Genomic DNA, 19,954 nt, shown 5'->3' with positions numbered 1-19,954 from the left:
TCCAAATGCAATCGAATAGCCTCCACCTTTACCTCATGTGAATAGGATTTGAACGATTGTCCTTTCTTCGCCATAAAAAACACCCCTTAGAATTCATCGGATAAACCAGGGGTTTTCTCCAATGTCCATTCTAAGGGGTGCGCTTCAGCGAACCGGATGGGGGGTTTCGTATTTATTTGCAGTAGTGCTCGAACGCGCCGGCGAGCTTCGCCGCGATTTGCTCCGCATTCCGATCCTCGATTTCATGGCGCTCGATGAAGAACACGAGCTCGCCGTCCTTCATCAACGCGATGGACGGGGACGACGGCGGGTACGGCGCGAAGTATTCGCGCGCTTTCGCGGTAGCTTCCTTATCCTGTCCGGCGAAAACCGTATACAGATGATCCGGCTTCGCGTCGCTTTGCAGCGCTTTGGCGACGCCCGGGCGAGCGTTGCCTGCGGCGCAGCCGCAAACGGAGTTGACGACGACGAGCGCCGTGCCTTTCATATTGTCGAACGCTTGCTCTACTTCCTCCGGCGTGCGGAGCTCCGTAATGCCGAGCCGCGTCAGCTCGTCGCGCATCGGTTGGATGTAATCGTTCATATACATCTCGAAGGTAATCGACATGGATATCACGCTCCCTGGCATGGTATATGTTAACATTGGCGTTTGCCAAGTTTATTATACCATGTTCCGCCCCGCCTGTCGTTAGTCGGACTGGCGGTCCTTCAAGGTCCGCGGCCCCCCGCAGGCCTCAAGAGGACGCGCCGCCGCCTCGCTCCGCCTTCTCGCCTTCGCCGACTTCGTCCTCTGCGTTGTACGGATACGCCGCGTCGATCGTCGGATGCATGTAGATGCCGCCCTTCGGCGGAACGTTGTTCTCGAAGTAGTCCCGGTTTTCCTCGGTTCGGAACCCGATATCTTTATACGGATGCACCCACTCGTCCCCGGCCATGACCGTCGGATCGGTATCCTTCGACCAATTCTCCAACGGGGATTGGGGCGATTCGTAATCGTGGTCGCCGATGACGACGCCGTGCTCGTTCACGAACGCGCCGCGCGGTCCGCGCCCTTCCCGGTGCTCCGGCGCGAACTCGATCTCGAACGGATCGAGCGCCGGGTCGCCGAGCGAAGCGATGACCTCTTCCGGGGCGTCGGCGTCCGCGGCGGCGTCCGGGCGGCCTGCCCGATCGGCGGTGACGCTCGCGCCCATGTCGTCGGTTTCCTGACCGCCGACGACGACCTTCGTTACCTCGTCCTTTTTCGTCGTAGAGTCCTTCCTCATCAAGCCGTCCCCCTCCCTTATTCCGCCGGGCGGTTCGGTCCGTTCAGCTTCTTGTCGATGCCGGGCACCTTGTCCTCGTTGCCCCGGCGCGCGTCGTTTTCCCGCTCGTGACGCCGCTGCGCCATCGAATCGTTGTTGTTGTTGCCGTTCGCCATCTTCCCGCTCACTCCTTCCGTCGGTGTTCTCGATGTAGTATTCGCCGACTTTCGGCCGAACATGCCAAACATGGTATACTATTCGGTAACGATAGCGACTACGAACGAGTCAAGGAGAGAACAGGCGCATGAACGGCAACGCGTACGACTGCATCGTGATCGGAGGCGGACCGTCCGGCCTTATGGCGGCGGTATCGGCGGCATCGCACGGCGCGACGACCCTGCTGATCGACAAAGGGGACAAGCTCGGGCGCAAGCTCGGCATTTCCGGGGGCGGGCGGTGCAACGTGACGAACGCCGGCGATCTCGACACGATCGTGAAGCATATCCCCGGCAACGGGCGTTTTCTATACAGCGCCTTCAGCCATTTCAGCAACCGCGACATTATCGCGTTCTTCGAGGAGCTCGGCATCCGGCTGAAAGAGGAGGACCGAGGCCGGATGTTCCCGGTCACCGACAAGGCGAAGACCGTCGTCGACGCGCTCGTCGGCAAAGTGCGCGCGCTCGGCGTCGACATCCGCGTCAACGCTCCGGTCGACCGCGTCCTGTACGAGAAAGGCCGAGCCGAGGGCGTGCTGCTGAAATCCGGCGAAACGTTCCGCGCCAAAACCGTCATCATCGCCACCGGCGGCAAAAGCGTCCCCCACACCGGCTCGACCGGGGACGGTTACGCGTGGGCGGAAGCCGCGGGCCATACGATCACGGAGCTGTATCCGACGGAGGTGCCGATCACGTCCGCCGAGCCGTTCATCCGCGAGAAGACGCTGCAGGGCATCTCGCTGCGCGATATCGAGCTGACGGTGTGGGACCCGAAGGGGAAACGGATCGTGACGCACGACGGCGACATGATTTTCACCCATTTCGGCATTTCCGGCCCGGCCGCGCTCCGCTGCAGCCAATTCGTCGTCAAAGCGCGGAAAAAGTTCGAGACGAAGCACATTTTGCTGACGATCGATCTATTCCCTTCGCTGAACGCGGAACAAACGAAAGAGCGCATCGCGGAGCTGATCCAAGCCGAGCCGAAAAAAACCGCGAAAAACGCGCTGCGCTCCCTCCTGCAGGAGCGTATGCTTCTGTTCATGCTGCAGCGCGCCGGCATTCCCGAGGATCAGCAGGCAGACCAAATTCCGAAGGCGGCGCTCGGGACGCTCGCCGACCGCTGCAAGCGGTTCGAGCTGTGGGCGTCCGGCACGCTGTCGATCGAGGAAGCGTTCGTCACCGGCGGCGGCGTCAACTTGAAGGAGATCGATCCGAGAACGATGGGCTCGAAGCTGACAGAAGGGCTGTTTTTTTGCGGCGAGGTGCTGGACATCCACGGCTACACCGGAGGTTACAACATTACGGCGGCGTTCGCGACGGGTTACACGGCGGGCAAAAGCGCCGCGGCGTACGCAGCGGAAAACGCAGGATTGCCGCATAAATAATATTTAACAAATTTTACTTACGACTATTTGCGCAAGCAGGAAACCGCGCCGATACATCGAATATACTAGTCCATTCGGACTATAAAATATTGGAAGGTGTTCAGGCGATGCGGTTGATTACGCGCTCCGATTTCGACGGGCTCGTGTGCGCCATGCTGTTCAAGAAGCTCGGCATGGTCGACGAAATGAAATTCGTACATCCGAAGGACGTGCAGGACGGTCTCATCGAGGTCAGCGAGAACGATATTTTGGCGAACTTGCCGTTCGTCCCGGGCGTAGGTCTTTGGTTCGACCACCACTCCAGCGAGCAGGCGCGCATTCAGCCCGACGCGCAGTACAAGGGCGAATCCCGCGTGGCGCCGAGCGCCGCTCGCGTCGTATACGATTATTACGGCGGCCGCGATCGATTCGGTCCCGAGCTGGACGACATTATGGCCGGCGTCGACAAGGCGGATGCGGCCCAGTTCTCCGCTGACGACATCCTGAACCCGAAAGGATGGGACTTGCTCTCGTTCATCATGGACGCCCGCACCGGCCTCGGCCGCTTCCGCGATTACCGCATCAGCAACTATCAGCTGATGGAGGATCTCGTCGAACATTGCGCGACGATGCCGATCGAGGACATCCTCGAGCTGCCGGACGTCAAGGAACGCGTCGACCGCTACTTCGAGCTCGACGCCCAATTCCGCGAGATGATCGCGAAACATACGCGTACGGAAGGCAGCGTCATTATTACCGACCTTCGCGACGTCGACACGATTTACCCGGGCAACCGCTTCATGGTGTATGCCCTTTACCCCGAGCAGAACGCGTCCATCTGGATCGTCGACGGCCGCAACAAGCAAAACTGCGTCTTCGCCTGCGGGCACAGCATCATTAACCGTACCGCGACGGTCGATATCGGCGCCCTCATGCTCAAGCACGGCGGCGGCGGCCATAAGGCGGCGGGCACTTGCCAGATCGAGTACGACCAAGCGGCAGCGGTGCTGCGCGATTTGATCGCCGCGATGAACGCCTGAACTCCCGGCCTCAAATGAAGAAAGGCAGCCCCGGCGTTCGCGGAGCTGCCTTTCTGTATTGCGCCTTTCACCGCAAGCCGCTGTCGTAACCGCCGTTCGCCGCGTCGAAGTCGTCCCCGAGATACGCGTTCGTCATGCCTTCCGCGTAATCCTCGGAGAAATCTTCCGTCACCGTATGCGCCGGAATGTCGAGCTCTCCCAAATCGAGCCGGAACGGCGCCGGATGGGAGGCGCCCGCTTCCAGCAGATGCCCGCCGTACGCGTGGGCGATTTCGAGCGCGGACTGCACGTCGCTCCGCACGATATGTACGTCCAGCTCCGGGCGCTCGCCCTCGCACACGATCTCCGGTCGATAGTCCAGCTCCTGCAGCAGCTCGAACGCCTCGGAGGCCGCGCGCATATCCGGAAATTGCAAACGAATCGCATCGTGAGACATATCTTTCCTTCTTCCTTTCTATTCGCAAAATGGGCGTATCGTCAGTATATCCCGGGCCGCGCCGTTTCACGCGGGAAGCGGATTCGCCGGGGGGGGGGGCTCCCCCAGGCGTTGACGCCGCGCCCAACGTTACCTATAGTGGTATGTAAATAGTTCTTAAAGGGGACTTCCGCTTGAACGAAAAGGATATGGCGATCGAACGGTCGCTCCGATTGTTTCGAATTTTATATCGCGCCTTCCGAAGCGTAAGCGAGCATTCCACCCGAGATATCAAAAGCTACGGGTTGAATCCGACCGAGTTCGCCGTTTTGGAATTGTTGTATCATAAAGGTCCGATCCCGCTTCAGCAAATCGGCTCCCGGCTGTTGATTTTGAGCGGCGGAGTTACGTATACGATCGATAAATTGGAGAACGCCGGCTACGTCAGCCGCCGCAACTGCTCCGAGGACCGGCGCGTCACGTACGCCGGCGTCACGGAAGAAGGCAAGCGGATGATGGAGACGATTTTCCCGAAGCACGCCTTAGCGCTGCACGAGGCGATGTCGGGCCTTACCGACGACGAGAAAGACCAAGCGATCGAATTGCTCAAAAAGCTGGGCATCGAGGCGGATCGTTTGCTGTCCCGCTGACGCCCTGCGTCCGCCCCCTTCCGGCTACGGAAGGGGGTATTTGCGTTCGCGCCGATAGCCCATTGACAACTTTGCGGGTGTTGGTGTATTCTCCCAGCAAAAGATATTGTTCGATATTCATAGAACTTTTATTGGAGGTCTGTCGTAGTGGAGCGAATGCTGCGCTTGGTTCCCTTATCGGATGTGCCTTTGTCCGTCGCGACGAATGCTTGGAACGAAGGCTTTTCGGATTATTACGTATCGATTCCGATGAGTCCGCGCGCCTTCGCTTCCGTGAAGTTCGGGAGCGAGGACGTGCACCCGGACCGCTCGTTCGTCGCGTTCGCGGCGGATCGCGAGGAGCCGATCGGCCTGCTGCTGAACGCGATTCGGTCGGACGGCGACGGGACGATCGCGTGGAATGCCGGCACCGCCGTGCATCCGGACGAACGGGGAACCGGCGTCGGCCCCGCCCTGCTTCGCAAAGCGATAGAGACATACCGCGAAGCGGGCGTGCGTACGGCGTATCTGGAGGCGTTCGAGCAGAACGAGCGCGCGATTCGGCTGTACCGCGGGTTCGGCTACGAGCCGTTCGACACGCTCCACGGCTTGGAGGCGGCGGACGGCCTCGACTTCGGCCCGCCGGCGGACGACCCGGCGCTGCGCCTTTCCCTTCGCCCGCCGTCCGTCTTGGAGGAGCTCCGCTTCGCCGCCGAGCCGCCGGCGTGGCAGACGCGCTGGCAGTCCGCCAAATCGGGGGAGGCGCTCGTCGCGTCCTTAAGCGGCGTATCGGCCGGGTACGCGCTGTTCCGCCGCGCCGCGTCGGCGACGACGCTGCTTCAATACGCCGTCGATCCCCGATTGCCGGAGGAGACGGCGCGCTCTGTCGCTCGAGAGCTGCTGCGCGGCGTATTCGCCGGCGCGGATCCGGAGTCGCGCCGCCGCGTCTTCGCGGCGCCCGCCTCGCAGCCGTTCGTTCATGACGTTCTCGCCGCCGCCGGCTTCAAGGAGTCATACCGCCTGACGCACATGCGTTTACGCCTCGAATGATCCTTGATACAATGAATGGATATTCGCCGTTCGTTCGAAAATCGAGGTGGCATCTATGCGCGGACTCGCAATTTTGTTCCTGTTTCATTTGGCCGGATCGGCGGTTGAGAGGATCGCCGGCGCGCCTTTGCCCGGCAACGTCATCGGCCTCGTTTTATTATTGACGGCATTGCTGCTTGGATGGGTCAAGCTGGAGTGGATCGAGGAATCCGCGAATTTTCTGATGAAGCATATGCTGCTGCTGTTCGCGCCGATCGTCGTCGGTACGATTCAGCTTTGGCCGCTGCTGCGGGACGAGTGGCTGCCGATCGCCGCCTCGCTCCTGCTCGGGCCGGCCGCGGTCGTCGTCTCGACCGCCTTGACGGCGAAGCTGTGGCCGGGAGGCGCGAAATGAGCGCGTTCCGGGAATGGGCGGAATCCCCGGCGTTCGCCGTCGCCGCCACGATCGGCTTGTACGCGCTGTCGCTGCGCATCGCCGCCGCACGGCCTCGGCTGCATCCTCTTCTCCTGACGGCCGGCGGCTTGATCGCGCTGCTGCTCCTGCTGGATGTGCCGTACGAAACATATGCGAAGGGCGGCGACCTCGTCTCCTTCTTCCTGGGACCCGCCACCGTGGCGCTCGCCGTACCGTTGTATAAGCGGCGGCACGACATTCGGCGGCGCATCGGCCTCATTCTCGGCTCCGTGACCGTCGGCAGCGCCGTCGGCATCGGCAGCGCTTGGCTGCTTATGTCGCTGTTCCAAGGGAGCCGCGAAGCGCTAATCGCGTCGCTGCCGAAATCGGCCACCTCGGCGATCTCCATCGAGCTCGCCCGCATGCTGGGCGGCCCCGGGGAGCTCGCCGCCGTGCTGACCGTGCTGACCGGACTCGCCGGCAGCATGTTCGGGCCGTCGCTGCTGCGCCTGCTGCGACTCGACGGCAACGTGCCGCTCGGTCTTGCGATCGGCACTGCCGCCCACGGCATCGGCGCCTCGCAGCTGCTTCGCGACGCGGAAGAAGCCGGCAGCTACGCCGGTCTCGCGATGGGCGTCGCGGGCATCGTTATTTCGCTGCTGACCATCCCGTTCGTTTGGCTATTGTAAGGTAATGATATTCTCAGCGAACTCTAATTTCCGCAAAACAAACGCGAACCGCCCGTCCGACGGATTGTCGAACGGGCGGTTTCGTTAATTAGGAATATGCCGCGGCGCCCGCCAGCGCCGGGCTCGAGGCCGGGGCCGGCGCTGCGTGCGCGCTCGCGCTCGCGGGCAGGACGGACAGCGGCAGCGAAACGACGAACGTCGTGCCCGCATGGATCCGGCTCGTCACCTGCACGCTGCCGCCGTGTCTTTCGATAATGCGATAACTGAACATGAGGCCGAATCCGGCGCCCTTCTCCTTGCTGGAGAAGTACGGCTCCCCGAGCCGCGCGAGCCGTTCCGGGCTCATGCCGCAGCCTTCGTCCCGAACGATCAGCGACACGGTTCTATCCGGATTTCGCTCCAAGGCGAGCTGCAGCCGACCCCCGCCCTCCATCGCTTCGATCGCGTTCTGGATCAAATTGCCGAGCGCCTGCTTCAGCATGACGGCGTCGCACCAAATCATGCACCGCTCCGACGGGAACCGGGTTTCGATGCGGACCCCGCTATGGCGCGCGAACGACTCCAGCCCTTTGGCGGCGTCCGCCGCCAGCGCGTTCAAATCCGCCTTCAACAGGCGAAGCGGCTCGTCTTCCCCGATGCGCAAAAAGTCGTCGACGACCGTTTCGATCCGCTCCACTTCGGACAGAAGCAGGCCGAGCATGAAATTGTCTTTGTCCGTTTCGCGCATCATTTGGGCGGCGCCTTTGACCACGGTAAGCGGGTTGCGGATTTCGTGCGCTACGCCGGCCGCCAATCGGGCGGCCATCTTCCGCTGCTCCGCGCGGCGCAGCCGCTCCTCCGCCTCCCTCCGCGAAGCGACGTCCTGCAGCTGGACGATGAACCGGTCCGGACGCCCCGCGCGGTCCGACACGGCGGCGACGCGAAGCTGCAGACGCAGCGAGCGGCCGGAGGCGTGCGAGAGCCGCCCCTCCATCTCGAAGGCGCCGGTCCTGCCGGCGGCGAGCCGGGCGCAGCCTTGGCGAAACGTATAGGCGTCTTCGATCGGGAGCATCGCCGCCAAGTTCGTCTGCGGCTCCTCCTGGTCGCGAAGGCCGAGCAGGCATCGGAACGCCTGATTGCTCTCGCGCACCGCCCCGTCCGGTCCGAGGAGCGCCGCGGCGATGCCCGACTGCTCGAAGGCGGCGCGGTACCGCTCGGCAACGTCCGACCGCGCCTCCGGCTCCGCGCGCTCGATCGAGCGAATGAGCCAATAGCGCTTCGCTCCGGACGTTGTGGCCGTTATATGCATCGTGACCGGCAGGCCGGCTCCGTTCGCGCAGGCGGCTTTCGCGCGCGCGCGAAACGGACGCGATTCGTCGATCCGATCCGCCGCGTTCATGCGGAACACGCGATCGAACCGCTCCCCGGTCAAATCGTCTTCCCCATAGCCGAGCAATTGCAACATATCCCGCGAGACGACGAGAAAGCGCCCGTCTTCGACGATGCTCATATCCGGGACCCATTCTCGAATCGTATCGAAGGGGAAGGGCCGGCTTTCATTATGGTCGTCTGGCGTTTCCATAGATTCTTCACCGCTGTTCGATAAGGTTAAGAGGGCGGTCCTCAGCCCCCTTTCAAAGTATAGATTGTACCGTTGGCCCTGTAAACGAAGAACGGCGTCGGGTCATGAGTGCTTTTGTCGAACACTGTCGGCTGTAACGAAATTGTAATGTAGCGTTCGCAAAAACTCGTCAATCTTCCCCGTTTCGCGTCAAAGACGCAAAAAAAATCAGGGACGGTTCGACCCGTCCCTGACGTTTTTTAGTTCATATACTGCCCGATCCACTCCATCAATTCCCGCTTCCCTTGGAAGCCGACGACCGTGTCGACCTCTTCGCCGTTCTTGAACAGCTTCAGCGTCGGAATGCTCATGACGCCGTGCGCCGCGGCCGCTTGCGGATAATCGTCGACGTTGAGCTTCGCGATCGTCAGCTTCTCGCCCGCTTCTTCCGACACCTCGTCGAGCACCGGCCCGATCAACCGGCAAGGTCCGCACCACGCCGCCCAAAAATCGACCAACACCAACTCTTCCTTCGCTACGGTTTCTTGCAGCGCCGCATCGCTCACTTTGACGATAGCCATGGGTATCCCACCTAATCTATAAATTAGTATATAAAGAGCGGCGACTCCGCAGCTACGCGGAAGCCGCCACGGCGCCCCGCCGCGCTTCCAGCGTCAGCAGCTCGGCCGTCAGCTCGTAAAACCACGATTCGTCGCGAATCGCAAGCGCCACGTCGATCAACGAGCGCAGCGCCTCGGGGTGAGACATCGGCTCCTCGGGCAGCGGCTTCACCTGCGATTCTCTCGCGAACACGGTGCGGCCGACCGCTTCGGCATGATCGGATTCGACGACCGTAACCGCGTACATGCCTGCGAGCGGGTCGTACAACCGTACAAACCCCCGGAACCGTTCGTCGTTCAGCGATTTCCCGCTAACCCAATCCCCCGTGTTCGGAGCGCCCGTTTTATTGCTTGCTTCCATCATGACCTGCATCCCCCTTTCGCCTATAAGCGAAGATATATATATATTGTAACAATATCGGTGACAGTTGCGCCGCGGAAACGCTCGGCCGCTGCCCGCTGCCGTCGTTCCGTTCGAGTTTACCCTTTGGCCAATTGTTTATCGCGAATTGACCGGAGTACGTCTCCGATCGTCAGCCCTTCGAAATACGCTTCCAAGTGCCGCTCCGCATCGGAAAAAATGTGATCCATGACGCACTGTATATTGCCGGCGACCATGCAAGCTTCCTCCGGATTGCCGGACTGCCAGGTCGGCTTGATCGAACCCGGGCACATGACGCGGTAAATTTCCGCGAGCGTCACTTGATCCGGATCGCAATTGAGCAAATATCCGCCGCCCAATCCTTCCTTCGTAGAGACGTATCCCCGGTTACGGAGGCAACCCATCACTTTGCGAACCCGCGCGGGGTGCGTCGCCACGTTGCAGGCGATTTTCTCGCTGGTCGCCATATGGTCCGGCGTGTAAGCCAGAAGAACGAGGCTGTGCACCGCGATCGTAAATTCGCTGTTCATATTCCACGTCTCCCTCGCGTTGTTCGCCAACGAATAGCTTACTGTTATTATATTTATTACAGTTGGATGTGTCAATGGGCGCTGCCTTAGACCGCCAATTCCGACGAAAGCCCCGAGCGTCTCTGAGAGAGCCCGGGGCTTCGGTCTTCATTTCTAACGGCTGCAGCCGGTTCCGGTTAAGGCGACACTGTCGCTTTCGCGCTGGCCGTTTTGGAGCCGAATTTCGCCTTAATCGCTGCGCTGCCTTTCTTGAGCCCGGTTACCCGGCCTGCCGAGACGGTCGCGACGCTAACGTTCGACGACGACCATACCGCCTGCGCCGTCACATCCTTCGTCGTTCCGTCATCGTAATAGGCGATGAGCTGCAGACGTTGGGCTCCCCCGGACGTCAGCTTCAGCGATTTTTCCGACAACTCGACCTTCTGCAGCTTCGGTACGACCGCCACCTTCACGTTCAGCGTCTGCCCTTGGTACGTCGCGCTCAGCGTCGCGCTCCCCGCGGAGACCGCTTTGACGCTGGAGCCGCTCGCGGCGGCGACGGACGGCGCGGACGACGTCCATTGGACGCTGTTCGTCAAGGTTACCGACTTGCCGGTCGAGTCTTTGCCCGTTACCTTGATCGTCTTGCTGCGGCCGGGATTCAATTCGATTTCCGCCGGGTCGACCGTCACGTTCGTCATTCGGTCCTCGATCGTCACCGGGATCGATACCTTTTTGTTGAGATACGTTCCCGTCAGCGTCACTTTGGCAGGCAGCAGCCCTTTCACCGTCGAGTCCGCGAGGAGCAAATTCGGCGACGACGTCTCCCACTCGATATCGTTCGACACGTCGATCTCGACGCCGTTCTCAAGCACCGCTTTGACCGTCGGCTTCGGCGCCGTTTCGCCCTTCACCAGCGACATCGCCGCCGCGGAAGGCAGCAGCGCGAGCGCTTTCTCCAGCACTTTGACTTTAAGCGTATCCGTTTCGCCCCGAATCGTCATCGTCACGGTCGTTTCGCCCGGCTTCTTCGCTTTCAGCTTGCCGTTCTCGATCGTTGCGACGGTTTCGTCGGCGGAAGACCATTCGGCGATGTCGGCGAACGACACCTCCGTGCCGTTCAAATCTTCTCCGTACACGTCCGGCAACGCGGTTACTTCGCCTTTGTACAGCGTGACTTCGGTTTCGTCGAGCGCAAGGCCGTTCACGACCGGCATGACGACGACCTTCATTTTCTTGGACAGCCCCTTATACGTTACCGTCACCTCGGCTTCCCCGACGCCCCGCGGGCGAATCAATCCGCCCTGCGCCGTGACGACGAGCGGATCGGACGTCGTCCACGCGGCCGCCGACGTAACGTCGATGCGCGACGAGAAGTCGTTGGCGACTTCCGCTTTCGCCTGCACCGGCGCATCGGAGACGAACAAGTACTGCGGCTTCGACGGCGATAGCAGAAGCGCCTGATACGGCAGCCGCACGACGACCGTCGCTTTCGCCTCGTGTCCGAAACGCGACGCCGCGATTTCCGCGACGCCGGCGCTCTTGAACGTCAGCTTGCCGCCCTCCACCGCCGCGACCGCGCCGTTCGAGCTCGTCCACTTGGCTTCCTCGGTCACGTCTTCGAAGCTGCCGCCGATCAGCGCGGCGATCGCTTCGAATTCGACGCCGGCTTGATCGACGACGAACTCGAACTCGGAGCCGCCGTCGTACTCGAGGGCCAGCGATTTGTAAGGGGACGTGACGTTGTACACGATCGAATCGCTTCGGCCTTTGTATTTCGCCGTGATCGTCGCCGTCCCTTTCTTCAACAGCTTCACCTTGCCGCCGTCCACCGTCGCGACCGACGCGTCGCTCGACGACCAGACCGCCGCCGTCGTCACGTCGAACGCCGTGCCGTTCGACTCTACCGCTTGCGCGGTCAATCGGATCGGCTCGTCCCGCAGCTCGACGGTCGCCGGACCGTCCTCGCTGAGACGGACGGCGTCGTACATATATTCTACCGTTACGCTCGCGTACACCGTCTTGCCTTCGTATTTCGCGCTCACCTTCGCCGTGCCTGCGCCGACCGGCGTCAGCTTCCCTTTGTCCACCTTCACGATCGACGAGCTGGTGGACGCCCATACCGCCGATGCGGTCACGTCCTTCTTCGCCGAAGCGCCCTGCACCGTCGCCAGCGCCTTCAATTGGTACGTGTCATGGTCGACGTACAAATGCACGTCCGAATCGTTCTCCAGCTCCAGCGCCGTAACGACCTGCTGCGCGGCGGCTTCCTCGGCGGCGGAGGCCGGCGCGATGGCGGATGCGGCCAGCGCCATGACCAGCGCCAGCGCGACCCATGTCTTGCGTCGAACGAATGCGAAACCCATCTCTTGCAAATCTCCTCTCAAGCTTTCCCTTGCGAATCTTTACCTTCTTTATCGGTAAACCTTTCCAGTTTTTTTAGACGCAAAGGATAGCCGAAAGGTTACAGGTCGCGCGTACGCTCCCCTCGGTGCTGCTCCATCCACCGGACCGCGAAGTCGACGAGCGGCCGCTGCGGCAGCAGCCGCGCCGTCGCGAGACCGGCCCGGCCGATGCGCGCGAGCCCCGTGCCGCGCTCGAACTCTTCGCCGATCCGCTCGAAATCGTCCGTATCGAAGGAGATGTCGACATAGCTCGCCCACCGGCGCTCCCCGTCGACGCGGATCGGCGCCCAGCACGTCTCGACGGGCTTCGGGCCGTAGTTCGCCCGATATTCGGCGAGATGCAGCGACGTGTTGTTCTCGTGGGTGACGCCGAGCAGCAGCACATAGCCGCCAAGCTCGTAGACGCGGCCGATCGGCGATGCGTCGCCAAGCGGCTCGCCGAGCGCCTCGGGCCGTTCGCCATGGCCCGCGAGCACCCGCTCCGCGTGCGCTCCCCAAGCCGCGAACGACGCATGCGGGTGCAGGCTGCGCCGCACGCCGGCCATGCGCCGGAACGTCTCGGGCACGGCGCCCATGCCGTAGACGGGCGTGGCGTCCGGGTCGAAGGCGGGCATCTCCGCGCGTATGGCGTCCCACCACGACTCCGGCGCGGGCGGATTGCGCCAGCAGGACGGTTCGGACAGATGGGCCGTATGCGTCGGCATGACGAGCGTGCCCGCCGGCCCGACCGCGCGCTGCAACGCTTCGATGACCGCCTGCGCGCCGCCGGCCACCCAGCCGAGCGACGACATGGCGGAATGGACGATGAGCGTCATGCCTTCCTCGACTCCGAGCGCCCGCAGGTCCGCGGCGAGGCTGGAGACGGTGACCGGCCGGCCGATTGCGGCCTCGGTGGTTTCGATCAAACGATGTTCGCTGGACATATTCGACAAGACCTCGTTTCTAGATTTGTTAGGGACAACCGTCGTTGACCTTTGCTATAATATGAAGAATTGTGAATGCGACGAAAGGAAGTTAACCATGGCTCAATTGTATTACCGATACGGAACGATGAACAGCGGCAAGTCGATCGAAGTGCTGCGCGTGGCCCATAACTACGAGGAGCAGGGGAAAACGGTGCTGCTGTTCACCCCCGCGATCGATTCGCGCTACGGCACGGGCGTCGTCACGTCCCGCATCGGGCTCCACAAGGAAGCGATCGTCGTCGACGAGCGAACGGATATGATCGGCATGACGCGCGAAGCGTTGCCGGATTGCGTCATCGTGGACGAAGCGCAGTTTTTGTCCGAGCCGCAGGTGATACAGCTGACCGAAATCGTGGACAAGCTCAAAATTCCGGTGCTGTGCTACGGCCTCCGCGCCGATTTCCTGGGCCGGCTGTTCCCGGGCAGCACCGCGCTGTTTTCTTGGGCGGACAAAATCGAGGAGATCAAGACAATCTGCTGGTACTGCAACCGCAAAGCGCTGATGAACATGCGGTATAAGGACGGTACCCCGATTTTCCACGGCGAACAAATTCAAATCGGCGGCAACGAAAGCTACCTGCCGGTATGCCGCCGCTGCTACAAAGAAGCGAAAGCGCGATTCGCCCCCGAGGCGGAAAACGCACCAGAAGTCTAAACGCGCCGATCGCGTCATATCTTGTCTCTAAGACGAACCTAACCATCCGATCGAGAGGGGTTGACGCGTAATGTTCGGCGCGCGCAAAGCCTCCAAGAACGTGAGCGCCACCGATACGTTCATCGGGGAAGGCACGGTCGTGGAGGGCAAAATCGTCACGTCGGCGAGCCTCAGGATCGAGGGCACCGTCGTCGGCGATATCGAGTGCCAAGGGGACGTCTTCATCGGGGAAAAGGCTCAAGTGCGCTCGATCATCGCCGCCCGCAGCGTATTCGCCGCAGGCAAAATCGAAGGCAGCGTCCTAACGAAAGGAAAGCTGACCATCACGAGCAAAGGGCGCGTCGACGGCGATATCGTCGTCGGGTCGCTGCACGTGTCCGAAGGCGGCGTGCTCCGCGGGCAATGCGCCATGGAGCAGCCGCGGGGCGGGGAGCTTCGCCCGGCGAAGGAGAAGCCGCAGAAGGAGAAGGACGCCGCGAAACAGGCGTCCGCATAATCCGCCAGCGCTGCCAGCGGGCGGCAGCTTCCCTCGGCCGACCGGCCATGCCGGTCGGTTTTTTCTGCGCGCGCTTCCGGTACGCGACGGCGCGGCGCCTCGCCTTCGCGCCGCGGTTCCGCGCTGCGCAATCCGGCTTACGCTCCCGCTCCCCGCCCCTTTCGCCCCGGCCGCCGCTCCGCTTCCGACGTTTGCGCTGCCCGGTCAAGCTTGCCGCCTTGCCTTGCGCTTGGGCCCCGCCCTCTTCGCCGATATTCGCGAACTTGATCACGTTACCCCGACGCATCCACTTGTCACCGGCGAAGGTTCGATGCCGATAGTCAGGCTGTCAGCTTCCTGCTATACTAGGGGACGTCGCTTTTACAATTGAACTTTGGTCAGAAAGGATTGCCCGCTTTGGAATCGACTTTATCTCGCAGCCGCGCCTTCCAATGGGGCCTGCTGTTCGTCGGCATCGTCGCGATTTCGTTCTCGGCGATTTTCGTCAAATGGACCGACGCCCCCGTCTCCGTCATCGGCATGTACCGGCTGTTCTTCACGCTGCTCGGCATGACGCCGTTCCTGATCCGGTACCGCGAGGAGCTTCGCGGCGTGTCCGGACGCGATTGGGCGCTGCTCGCGCTGTCGGGCTTCATGCTCGCGCTGCATTTTCTGCTCTGGATGGGCTCGCTGCGGTACACGACCGTCGCCAGCTCCACCGTGCTGATGACGCTCGAGCCCGTGCTCGTCATGATCGGCGCGCTCGTGTTTTTCCACGAGCGCATTCGCCGCTCCGCCGTCATCGCCATGAGCGTCGCGCTGCTCGGCGCCGTCTTGATCGGCTGGGGCGATTTTCGTTTGTCCGGCACGGCGCTGTACGGCGACCTGCTGTCGATTCTCGGCACACTCGCCGTCGTCGTCCATATGCTGCTCGGCCAAGCGCTGCGCAGCCGCATTTCGTCCTTCCTATACAGCTACACGGTGTTCCTCGCCGCGGCGCTGTCGTTCGCGGCCTACAACGGAGCCGCCGGCTACGCGTTCTTCGGTTACGCTGAGTGGGACTGGGTCGTCTTCCTGCTGATGGCGGCCGTCCCGACCGTGTTCGGTCATCTGCTGTTCAACTGGCTGCTGAAGTACGCGGGCGCCACGACCGTCTCGATGGCGGTGCTCGGCGAGCCCGTCGGCGCCTCCCTGCTCGCCTGGACGCTGCTCGGCGAACGGCTGACGCCGCTCCAAGCGTTCGCGGGCACGCTGCTGATCGCCGGCGTCGCGCTGTTCCTCCGGTACAGCGGCGACCGGCACGGCTCGCCGGAGCGAGAGCCTCGGCCCCCCGCAGCAGGGGAACTCGACGCCGGCGCCGCCCGGCCATCGATGTAAACCATTCGACGCTTCATGAACGCGAAAGACCGCCGAACGCATGCGTTCGGCGGTCTTTCGTACAGCTATATTTAAGAAACCGATCCTCCCAGCTTCGACATTTCAACTTCTACGAGTCGCGTCAAGACGTCCTCGTATCCGCCCGGGATCCGATATTTCTTGACGTAGTCTTTCACAAACTTACGCGGATTAGCAGGCCTATAGATCCGAACCAGTTCTCTCACACTGTCCTTCACTTCATTACTTCCTTTTGCAGCCATAAGCTTGCTCCTCTCCGTAACAGTAGTTTGTCGCTCGAGGTAGGTCAGGCAGTAATGCATCTATATATCCATAATACAATATTCAGATTATTATGTCCCTTAATTTATTTTTCACGATTCAAAAATTGGGCGAACGGATTAAAAACCTTTGCGTTTTTGGGCATTCTTCCATATAAAGGACGTTACGGGAGGTGTCTAGGCAGCATGGATGCGCCGCGCAATCGATTGCCGGTCGAGGAGGCGCCTTCCTTCGACCCGCGCGCCGGCTCGCTCGTTTGGGGGCGGGCGTCGCCTGCGGAGGCGGGCTTGGACGCGGAACGGCTGCGGCTGGCGGACGAAGCGATCCGTTCGGCATATCCGAAGATCCGCTGCTTCGTCGTCGCGAAGGACGCGCAGCTCGTCTTCGAGCGCTATTACGGCGGCGCGGACGCGGCGACCGCCTTCGACCTGCGCTCCGCGACGAAGAGCGCGACCGCCGCCGCGGCCGCCTGCGCGGGGCTGTTCGGCGCGCGGGCCCCGACGATCGGCGAGCTGTTCCCCGCCGATGCGCCCCGCGCCGCGTCGAAGGCGCTGCTCGCGACGACGACGCTCGACCTGCTCGCGATGGCGTCCGGCCTGCATTGGACGAGCGGACCGCGGCTCGGCGAGCCGCTCGTGCCGCGCATGCACCGCTCCCGCCATTGGGTGCGGTTCGCGCTGCGGCTGCCGGTGCGGCCGGAGCTGCAAGGCGTCTTCTTGTACCGAAGCGCCGATTCGCATCTGCTGTCCGCGGCCGTCACCGCCGCCGCTGGCCGCCCTGCGGCGGAGATCGCGCAGGAAGCTTTCTTCGGGCCGCTCGGCATCGCGCCGCCTAGCTGGGACGCCGACCCCCAAGGGCATACGGTCGGCCACATCGGCCTGCGCCTGACGGGCGAGGCGCTCGCCAAATTCGGCTGGCTGCACGCGACCGGCGGCGTATGGGAGGGCCGGCGGCTGCTGCCGGCCGACTACGTGCGCCTCGCGTGGACGCCGCGCGGCGAGGGGCTGCCCGCCTTCGGCCGCTACGGCGGGCATTGGTGGATCGCCCGCGCCGCGACGGGCGACGTCGTCCGCTGCGCCCTCGGACACGGCGGGCAGCTCGTCTTCGCCGTGCCGGAGCGGCGGCTCGTGGCGGCGTTCGCGGGCGAACCGAAGGTGAGCCGCTGGAAGCATCCGCTCGCGCTATTCGAGCGTTACGTGCTCGCCGCGGACGGCGCGGCGCCCGTCCCCGCCCCGAGACGGGGGCGAGCGCCTCCGGGAGACGTGTGCAATTCCGATCCGTTCGAGTTACAATGAACAACGGAGCCATGCATGTTCCACACGACAAGGAGCTGAATGACGGACGTGACGTTAGCCCAAAAGAAGGTTCTGATCTTATACGCCAGCTACGGCGACGGCCACATCCAGGTGTCGAGCGCGCTGAAGGAACGCTTCGAATCGATCGGCGGCTGCACGACGGTGCTCGTCGATTTGTTCGCCGAGGCGTATCCGAAGCTGAACGAGCTGACGAAATACATATATATTAAAAGCTATTCTTTATTCCCTGAGCTGTACGGATGGTCGTATTACAGCACGAGGGAAATGCGGAACGATACGTGGTTCTCCGCTTGGTTCCACAGCTGGGGCATGTCCAAGCTGAAGGAAATTTTGGAGCGCGAGGCGCCCGACGCCGTCGTGAATACGTTCCCGATGCTCGCGATGCCGGAGCTGCGGCGCAAAACCGGCATCGCGATTCCTATTTACACCGTCCTGACCGATTACGTGCTGCATCACCGCTGGGTGCATCCGCTCGTCGACCGGTATTACGTCGCGACGGACGATCTGAAGGCGGACATGATCGCCGCGGGCGTGCCGGAGACGCGCATCCGCGCGACGGGCATTCCGCTGAAGCGCAGCTTCCGTCCGCTCGAACGGTCCGGCGAGCTGTACGCCAAATACGGCCTCGACTCCGGGAAGAAAACGGTGCTGCTGATGGCGGGCTCGTACGGCGTGCTGCGCGGCCTTCAAGAAACGTGCAGCGCTTTGGCCGCGCTCCCCGACGCGCAGCTGATCGTCGTCTGCGGCAAAAACGAAACGCTGTACGCAACGATGCGCGAATACGCGGAGGACGCCCCGAACATTCGCGTACTCGGGTTTGCGAAGGAGATGCACGAGCTGATGTCGCTGTCCGACACGATGATCACGAAGCCCGGCGGCATTACGCTGACCGAGTCGCTCCAATGCGGCCTCCCGGTCGTCCTGCTGCGTCCGGTGCCCGGACAAGAGCGGGACAACGCCGAATACCTCGCCGGCCGCGGCGCCGCGATCGTCGCGCATACCGACGCCGAGGCGGCGCAAGCGGTGCGCGACCTGCTGGAGCAGCCCGAGCGGCGGGAACGCGCCCTGCGGGCGATCGCGGCCCTGAGGAAGCAGGACTCGGCCGAAACGATCGTACGCGACATTCGCGATACGATGGACGGTTATCCCGCGGCGGCGGTCCCGACCTTCGGAAGAAGGAGGGTATCCAGTGAGTCCATTTCGTAAACTAGCGATTCCGGCGACGCTCGCGCGCCTCGCCTTTATATTTTTTCTGGTGGAATTCGTGCGAGGCGCGGTCCTGATCAGCTATATCCCGAAGTTCGCGGTGGACGAATTGTACCTGACCGTGACGACGGTCGGCTTCGCGGTGACGATGCATTACGTCGCCGATACGGTCGCGAAGCTCGGCATGGGCTATTTGCTGGACCGGCTGCCCCTGCAATGGATTTTGCAATCGTGCTACGCCTTGTCCGTCGCCGGCCTGCTGATGCTGCAATATTCGGTGCACGCGTGGATGCTCGTCGTCGGCTCCGTCCTGTTCGGGATCGGCGCCTCGCCGATTTGGATCGTCGGCATGAGCAGCGTGACGGAAGAAGAGCGCGGCAAGCAGATGGGCATGCTGTACATGGCATGGATGCTCGGTCTCGGCCTCGGTCCCGTGCTGCTTAACTTTTTCCTCGACTGGTTCGGATACGGCAGCTCGTTCCTCATTCTGCTCGGCATGACGGTGCTCGCCTGGATCGTATCGTGGGGACTGCCGAACCGGCGGATCGAAGCGCATACCGTGCCGTTCGCGGAGCAGCTCCGCGGCATGGCGCACCATATGAAGGCCGTGAAGCCGCTGCTGCCGGGCATGATTTTGCAGACGCTCGGGGCGAGCATGCTGCTTCCGATTTTGCCGACGTTCGCCGAGGACAACCTGCTGCTGACGAACTCGCAGTATTCGTTCTTCCTGCTGACGGGCGGCGCGTGCGCCGTCATCGCGTTAGTGCCGATGGGGCGGCTCAGCGACAAGCTCGGCAAGAAGTGGTTCCTGATCGCCGGGTTCATCAGCTTCGCGTTCGCGCTGTACACGATCACGACGATCGAAACGCTGTGGGTCTGCCTGTTCTGGGCGATCGTGCTCGGCGTTTCGTACGCGGCCGTGCTGCCCGCATGGAACGCGCTGCTCGCGCAGTTCGTCCCGCCGCAGCAGAAGGGCGTCGGCTGGGGGCTCTTCTCCACCGTCGAAGGCATCGGCGTCATGATCGGTCCGGTCATCGGCGGCATCATCGCCGACTCGTTCGGGCTGTCCGTGCCGTTCCTCGTGAGCGCCGCGCTGTTTCTGTTCATCGGCTTGTTCTATTTGTGGTTTCCGTCGAAACTGCTCCAATAATGTCGGAACGCACGAAGGCGCATCGCTCCGGAAGG

Annotated in this window: 23 protein-coding genes; 12 read left to right on the top strand and 11 right to left on the bottom strand. The window is 62.4% G+C overall.

All coding sequences use genetic code 11. From position 1 onward, the window contains the following. Nucleotides 1-172 precede the first annotated feature (172 nt). From VE009_RS08985 to VE009_RS08975, 3 genes are all read right to left on the bottom strand, one after another. Nucleotides 173-607, bottom strand: a complete 435-nt coding sequence (locus tag VE009_RS08985) for a BrxA/BrxB family bacilliredoxin (protein ID WP_325007053.1) — start codon at nucleotides 605-607, stop codon at nucleotides 173-175. Between the two features lie 127 nt (nucleotides 608-734). Beyond that, nucleotides 735-1,265 carry a DUF3905 domain-containing protein gene (locus VE009_RS08980; RefSeq protein WP_325007052.1) on the bottom strand — a complete coding sequence of 177 codons (531 nt, stop codon included), beginning with the start codon at nucleotides 1,263-1,265 and terminating at the stop codon, nucleotides 735-737. Between the two features lie 17 nt (nucleotides 1,266-1,282). After that, nucleotides 1,283-1,420 carry a hypothetical protein gene (locus VE009_RS08975; protein WP_325007051.1) on the bottom strand — a complete coding sequence of 46 codons (138 nt, stop codon included), beginning with the start codon at nucleotides 1,418-1,420 and terminating at the stop codon, nucleotides 1,283-1,285. Between the two features lie 128 nt (nucleotides 1,421-1,548). On the opposite strand from VE009_RS08975, the gene VE009_RS08970 reads away from it, so the two are divergent. Together VE009_RS08970 and VE009_RS08965 are read left to right on the top strand one after the other, a co-directional pair. Beyond that, nucleotides 1,549-2,844 carry an NAD(P)/FAD-dependent oxidoreductase gene (locus VE009_RS08970; protein ID WP_325007050.1) on the top strand — a complete coding sequence of 432 codons (1,296 nt, stop codon included), beginning with the start codon at nucleotides 1,549-1,551 and terminating at the stop codon, nucleotides 2,842-2,844. 107 nt (nucleotides 2,845-2,951) lie between these two features. After that, on the top strand, nucleotides 2,952-3,863 hold the full coding sequence (locus VE009_RS08965; RefSeq protein WP_325007049.1) for an exopolyphosphatase: 912 nt from the start codon (nucleotides 2,952-2,954) through the stop codon (nucleotides 3,861-3,863). 67 nt (nucleotides 3,864-3,930) lie between these two features. On the opposite strand, the gene VE009_RS08960 is transcribed toward VE009_RS08965, so the two are convergent. Further along, entirely contained in the window at nucleotides 3,931-4,299 is a 369-nt protein-coding gene (locus VE009_RS08960) for a DNA/RNA helicase (RefSeq protein ID WP_325007048.1), read from the bottom strand. Between the two features lie 173 nt (nucleotides 4,300-4,472). On the opposite strand from VE009_RS08960, the gene VE009_RS08955 reads away from it, so the two are divergent. The 4 genes from VE009_RS08955 (at nucleotide 4,473) to VE009_RS08940 (ending at nucleotide 7,040) form a co-directional block, all read left to right on the top strand. Continuing rightward, a complete protein-coding gene (locus VE009_RS08955; RefSeq protein ID WP_325007047.1) occupies nucleotides 4,473-4,928 on the top strand; it encodes a MarR family transcriptional regulator in 456 nt (151 codons plus the stop codon). 156 nt (nucleotides 4,929-5,084) lie between these two features. Further along, nucleotides 5,085-5,957: a GNAT family N-acetyltransferase gene (locus VE009_RS08950; RefSeq protein WP_325007057.1), complete on the top strand. Its 873-nt coding sequence runs from the start codon at nucleotides 5,085-5,087 to the stop codon at nucleotides 5,955-5,957. A 55-nt stretch (nucleotides 5,958-6,012) separates the two neighbouring features. Then, nucleotides 6,013-6,351 (top strand): CidA/LrgA family protein, encoded by a 339-nt coding sequence (locus VE009_RS08945; protein ID WP_325007046.1) that lies wholly within the window; start codon nucleotides 6,013-6,015, stop codon nucleotides 6,349-6,351. Beyond that, nucleotides 6,348-7,040 (top strand): LrgB family protein, encoded by a 693-nt coding sequence (locus VE009_RS08940; RefSeq protein ID WP_325007045.1) that lies wholly within the window; start codon nucleotides 6,348-6,350, stop codon nucleotides 7,038-7,040. Before VE009_RS08945 ends, VE009_RS08940 begins: the two co-directional genes overlap by 4 nt. A gap of 88 nt (nucleotides 7,041-7,128) precedes the next feature. Here the strand turns inward: VE009_RS08940 and VE009_RS08935 are convergent, their stop codons facing one another. The 6 genes from VE009_RS08935 to VE009_RS08910 form a co-directional block, all read right to left on the bottom strand. After that, nucleotides 7,129-8,529 (bottom strand): ATP-binding protein, encoded by a 1,401-nt coding sequence (locus VE009_RS08935; RefSeq protein WP_325007044.1) that lies wholly within the window; start codon nucleotides 8,527-8,529, stop codon nucleotides 7,129-7,131. Between the two features lie 311 nt (nucleotides 8,530-8,840). Then, a complete protein-coding gene (trxA, locus tag VE009_RS08930) occupies nucleotides 8,841-9,161 on the bottom strand; it encodes a thioredoxin (RefSeq protein ID WP_325007043.1) in 321 nt (106 codons plus the stop codon). Between the two features lie 52 nt (nucleotides 9,162-9,213). After that, entirely contained in the window at nucleotides 9,214-9,564 is a 351-nt protein-coding gene (locus VE009_RS08925) for an IDEAL domain-containing protein (protein WP_325007042.1), read from the bottom strand. Nucleotides 9,565-9,680: 116 nt separating this feature from the next. Continuing rightward, nucleotides 9,681-10,112, bottom strand: coding sequence for an Rrf2 family transcriptional regulator (locus VE009_RS08920; protein ID WP_325007041.1), 432 nt, complete (start codon nucleotides 10,110-10,112; stop codon nucleotides 9,681-9,683). A gap of 176 nt (nucleotides 10,113-10,288) precedes the next feature. Beyond that, nucleotides 10,289-12,457, bottom strand: a complete 2,169-nt coding sequence (locus VE009_RS08915; RefSeq protein ID WP_325007040.1) for an Ig-like domain-containing protein — start codon at nucleotides 12,455-12,457, stop codon at nucleotides 10,289-10,291. Between the two features lie 98 nt (nucleotides 12,458-12,555). Further along, nucleotides 12,556-13,419 carry an AAC(3) family N-acetyltransferase gene (locus VE009_RS08910; protein WP_325007039.1) on the bottom strand — a complete coding sequence of 288 codons (864 nt, stop codon included), beginning with the start codon at nucleotides 13,417-13,419 and terminating at the stop codon, nucleotides 12,556-12,558. A gap of 97 nt (nucleotides 13,420-13,516) precedes the next feature. Here VE009_RS08910 and VE009_RS08905 point away from each other — a divergent pair, with 97 nt between their 5' ends. From VE009_RS08905 to VE009_RS08895, 3 genes are all read left to right on the top strand, one after another. Beyond that, entirely contained in the window at nucleotides 13,517-14,116 is a 600-nt protein-coding gene (locus VE009_RS08905; protein ID WP_325007038.1) for a thymidine kinase, read from the top strand. Nucleotides 14,117-14,186: 70 nt separating this feature from the next. Then, entirely contained in the window at nucleotides 14,187-14,612 is a 426-nt protein-coding gene (locus VE009_RS08900) for a polymer-forming cytoskeletal protein (protein ID WP_325007037.1), read from the top strand. Nucleotides 14,613-15,008: 396 nt separating this feature from the next. Beyond that, on the top strand, nucleotides 15,009-15,968 hold the full coding sequence (locus tag VE009_RS08895) for a DMT family transporter (protein ID WP_325007036.1): 960 nt from the start codon (nucleotides 15,009-15,011) through the stop codon (nucleotides 15,966-15,968). A 71-nt stretch (nucleotides 15,969-16,039) separates the two neighbouring features. Here VE009_RS08895 and VE009_RS08890 read toward each other — a convergent pair whose 3' ends face one another. Continuing rightward, nucleotides 16,040-16,228 (bottom strand): hypothetical protein, encoded by a 189-nt coding sequence (locus VE009_RS08890; RefSeq protein WP_325007035.1) that lies wholly within the window; start codon nucleotides 16,226-16,228, stop codon nucleotides 16,040-16,042. A gap of 204 nt (nucleotides 16,229-16,432) precedes the next feature. On the opposite strand from VE009_RS08890, the gene VE009_RS08885 reads away from it, so the two are divergent. From VE009_RS08885 to VE009_RS08875, 3 genes are read left to right on the top strand one after another with little or no spacing between them, the layout of a single operon-like run. After that, nucleotides 16,433-17,542, top strand: coding sequence for a serine hydrolase domain-containing protein (locus VE009_RS08885; RefSeq protein WP_325007034.1), 1,110 nt, complete (start codon nucleotides 16,433-16,435; stop codon nucleotides 17,540-17,542). Between the two features lie 48 nt (nucleotides 17,543-17,590). Beyond that, nucleotides 17,591-18,769, top strand: a complete 1,179-nt coding sequence (locus VE009_RS08880; RefSeq protein WP_325007033.1) for an MGDG synthase family glycosyltransferase — start codon at nucleotides 17,591-17,593, stop codon at nucleotides 18,767-18,769. Then, nucleotides 18,753-19,919: an MFS transporter gene (locus VE009_RS08875; protein ID WP_325007032.1), complete on the top strand. Its 1,167-nt coding sequence runs from the start codon at nucleotides 18,753-18,755 to the stop codon at nucleotides 19,917-19,919. The genes VE009_RS08880 and VE009_RS08875 overlap by 17 nt, the downstream gene beginning before the upstream one ends. Nucleotides 19,920-19,954: the final 35 nt, after the last annotated feature.

Origin of the sequence: Paenibacillus sp. (assembly GCF_035645195.1) — a bacterium.
Classification (GTDB): domain Bacteria; phylum Bacillota; class Bacilli; order Paenibacillales; family YIM-B00363; genus Paenibacillus_AE.
Note: the sequence above shows the minus strand (reverse complement) of the source record. Positions and strands in the feature narration are given on the sequence as shown.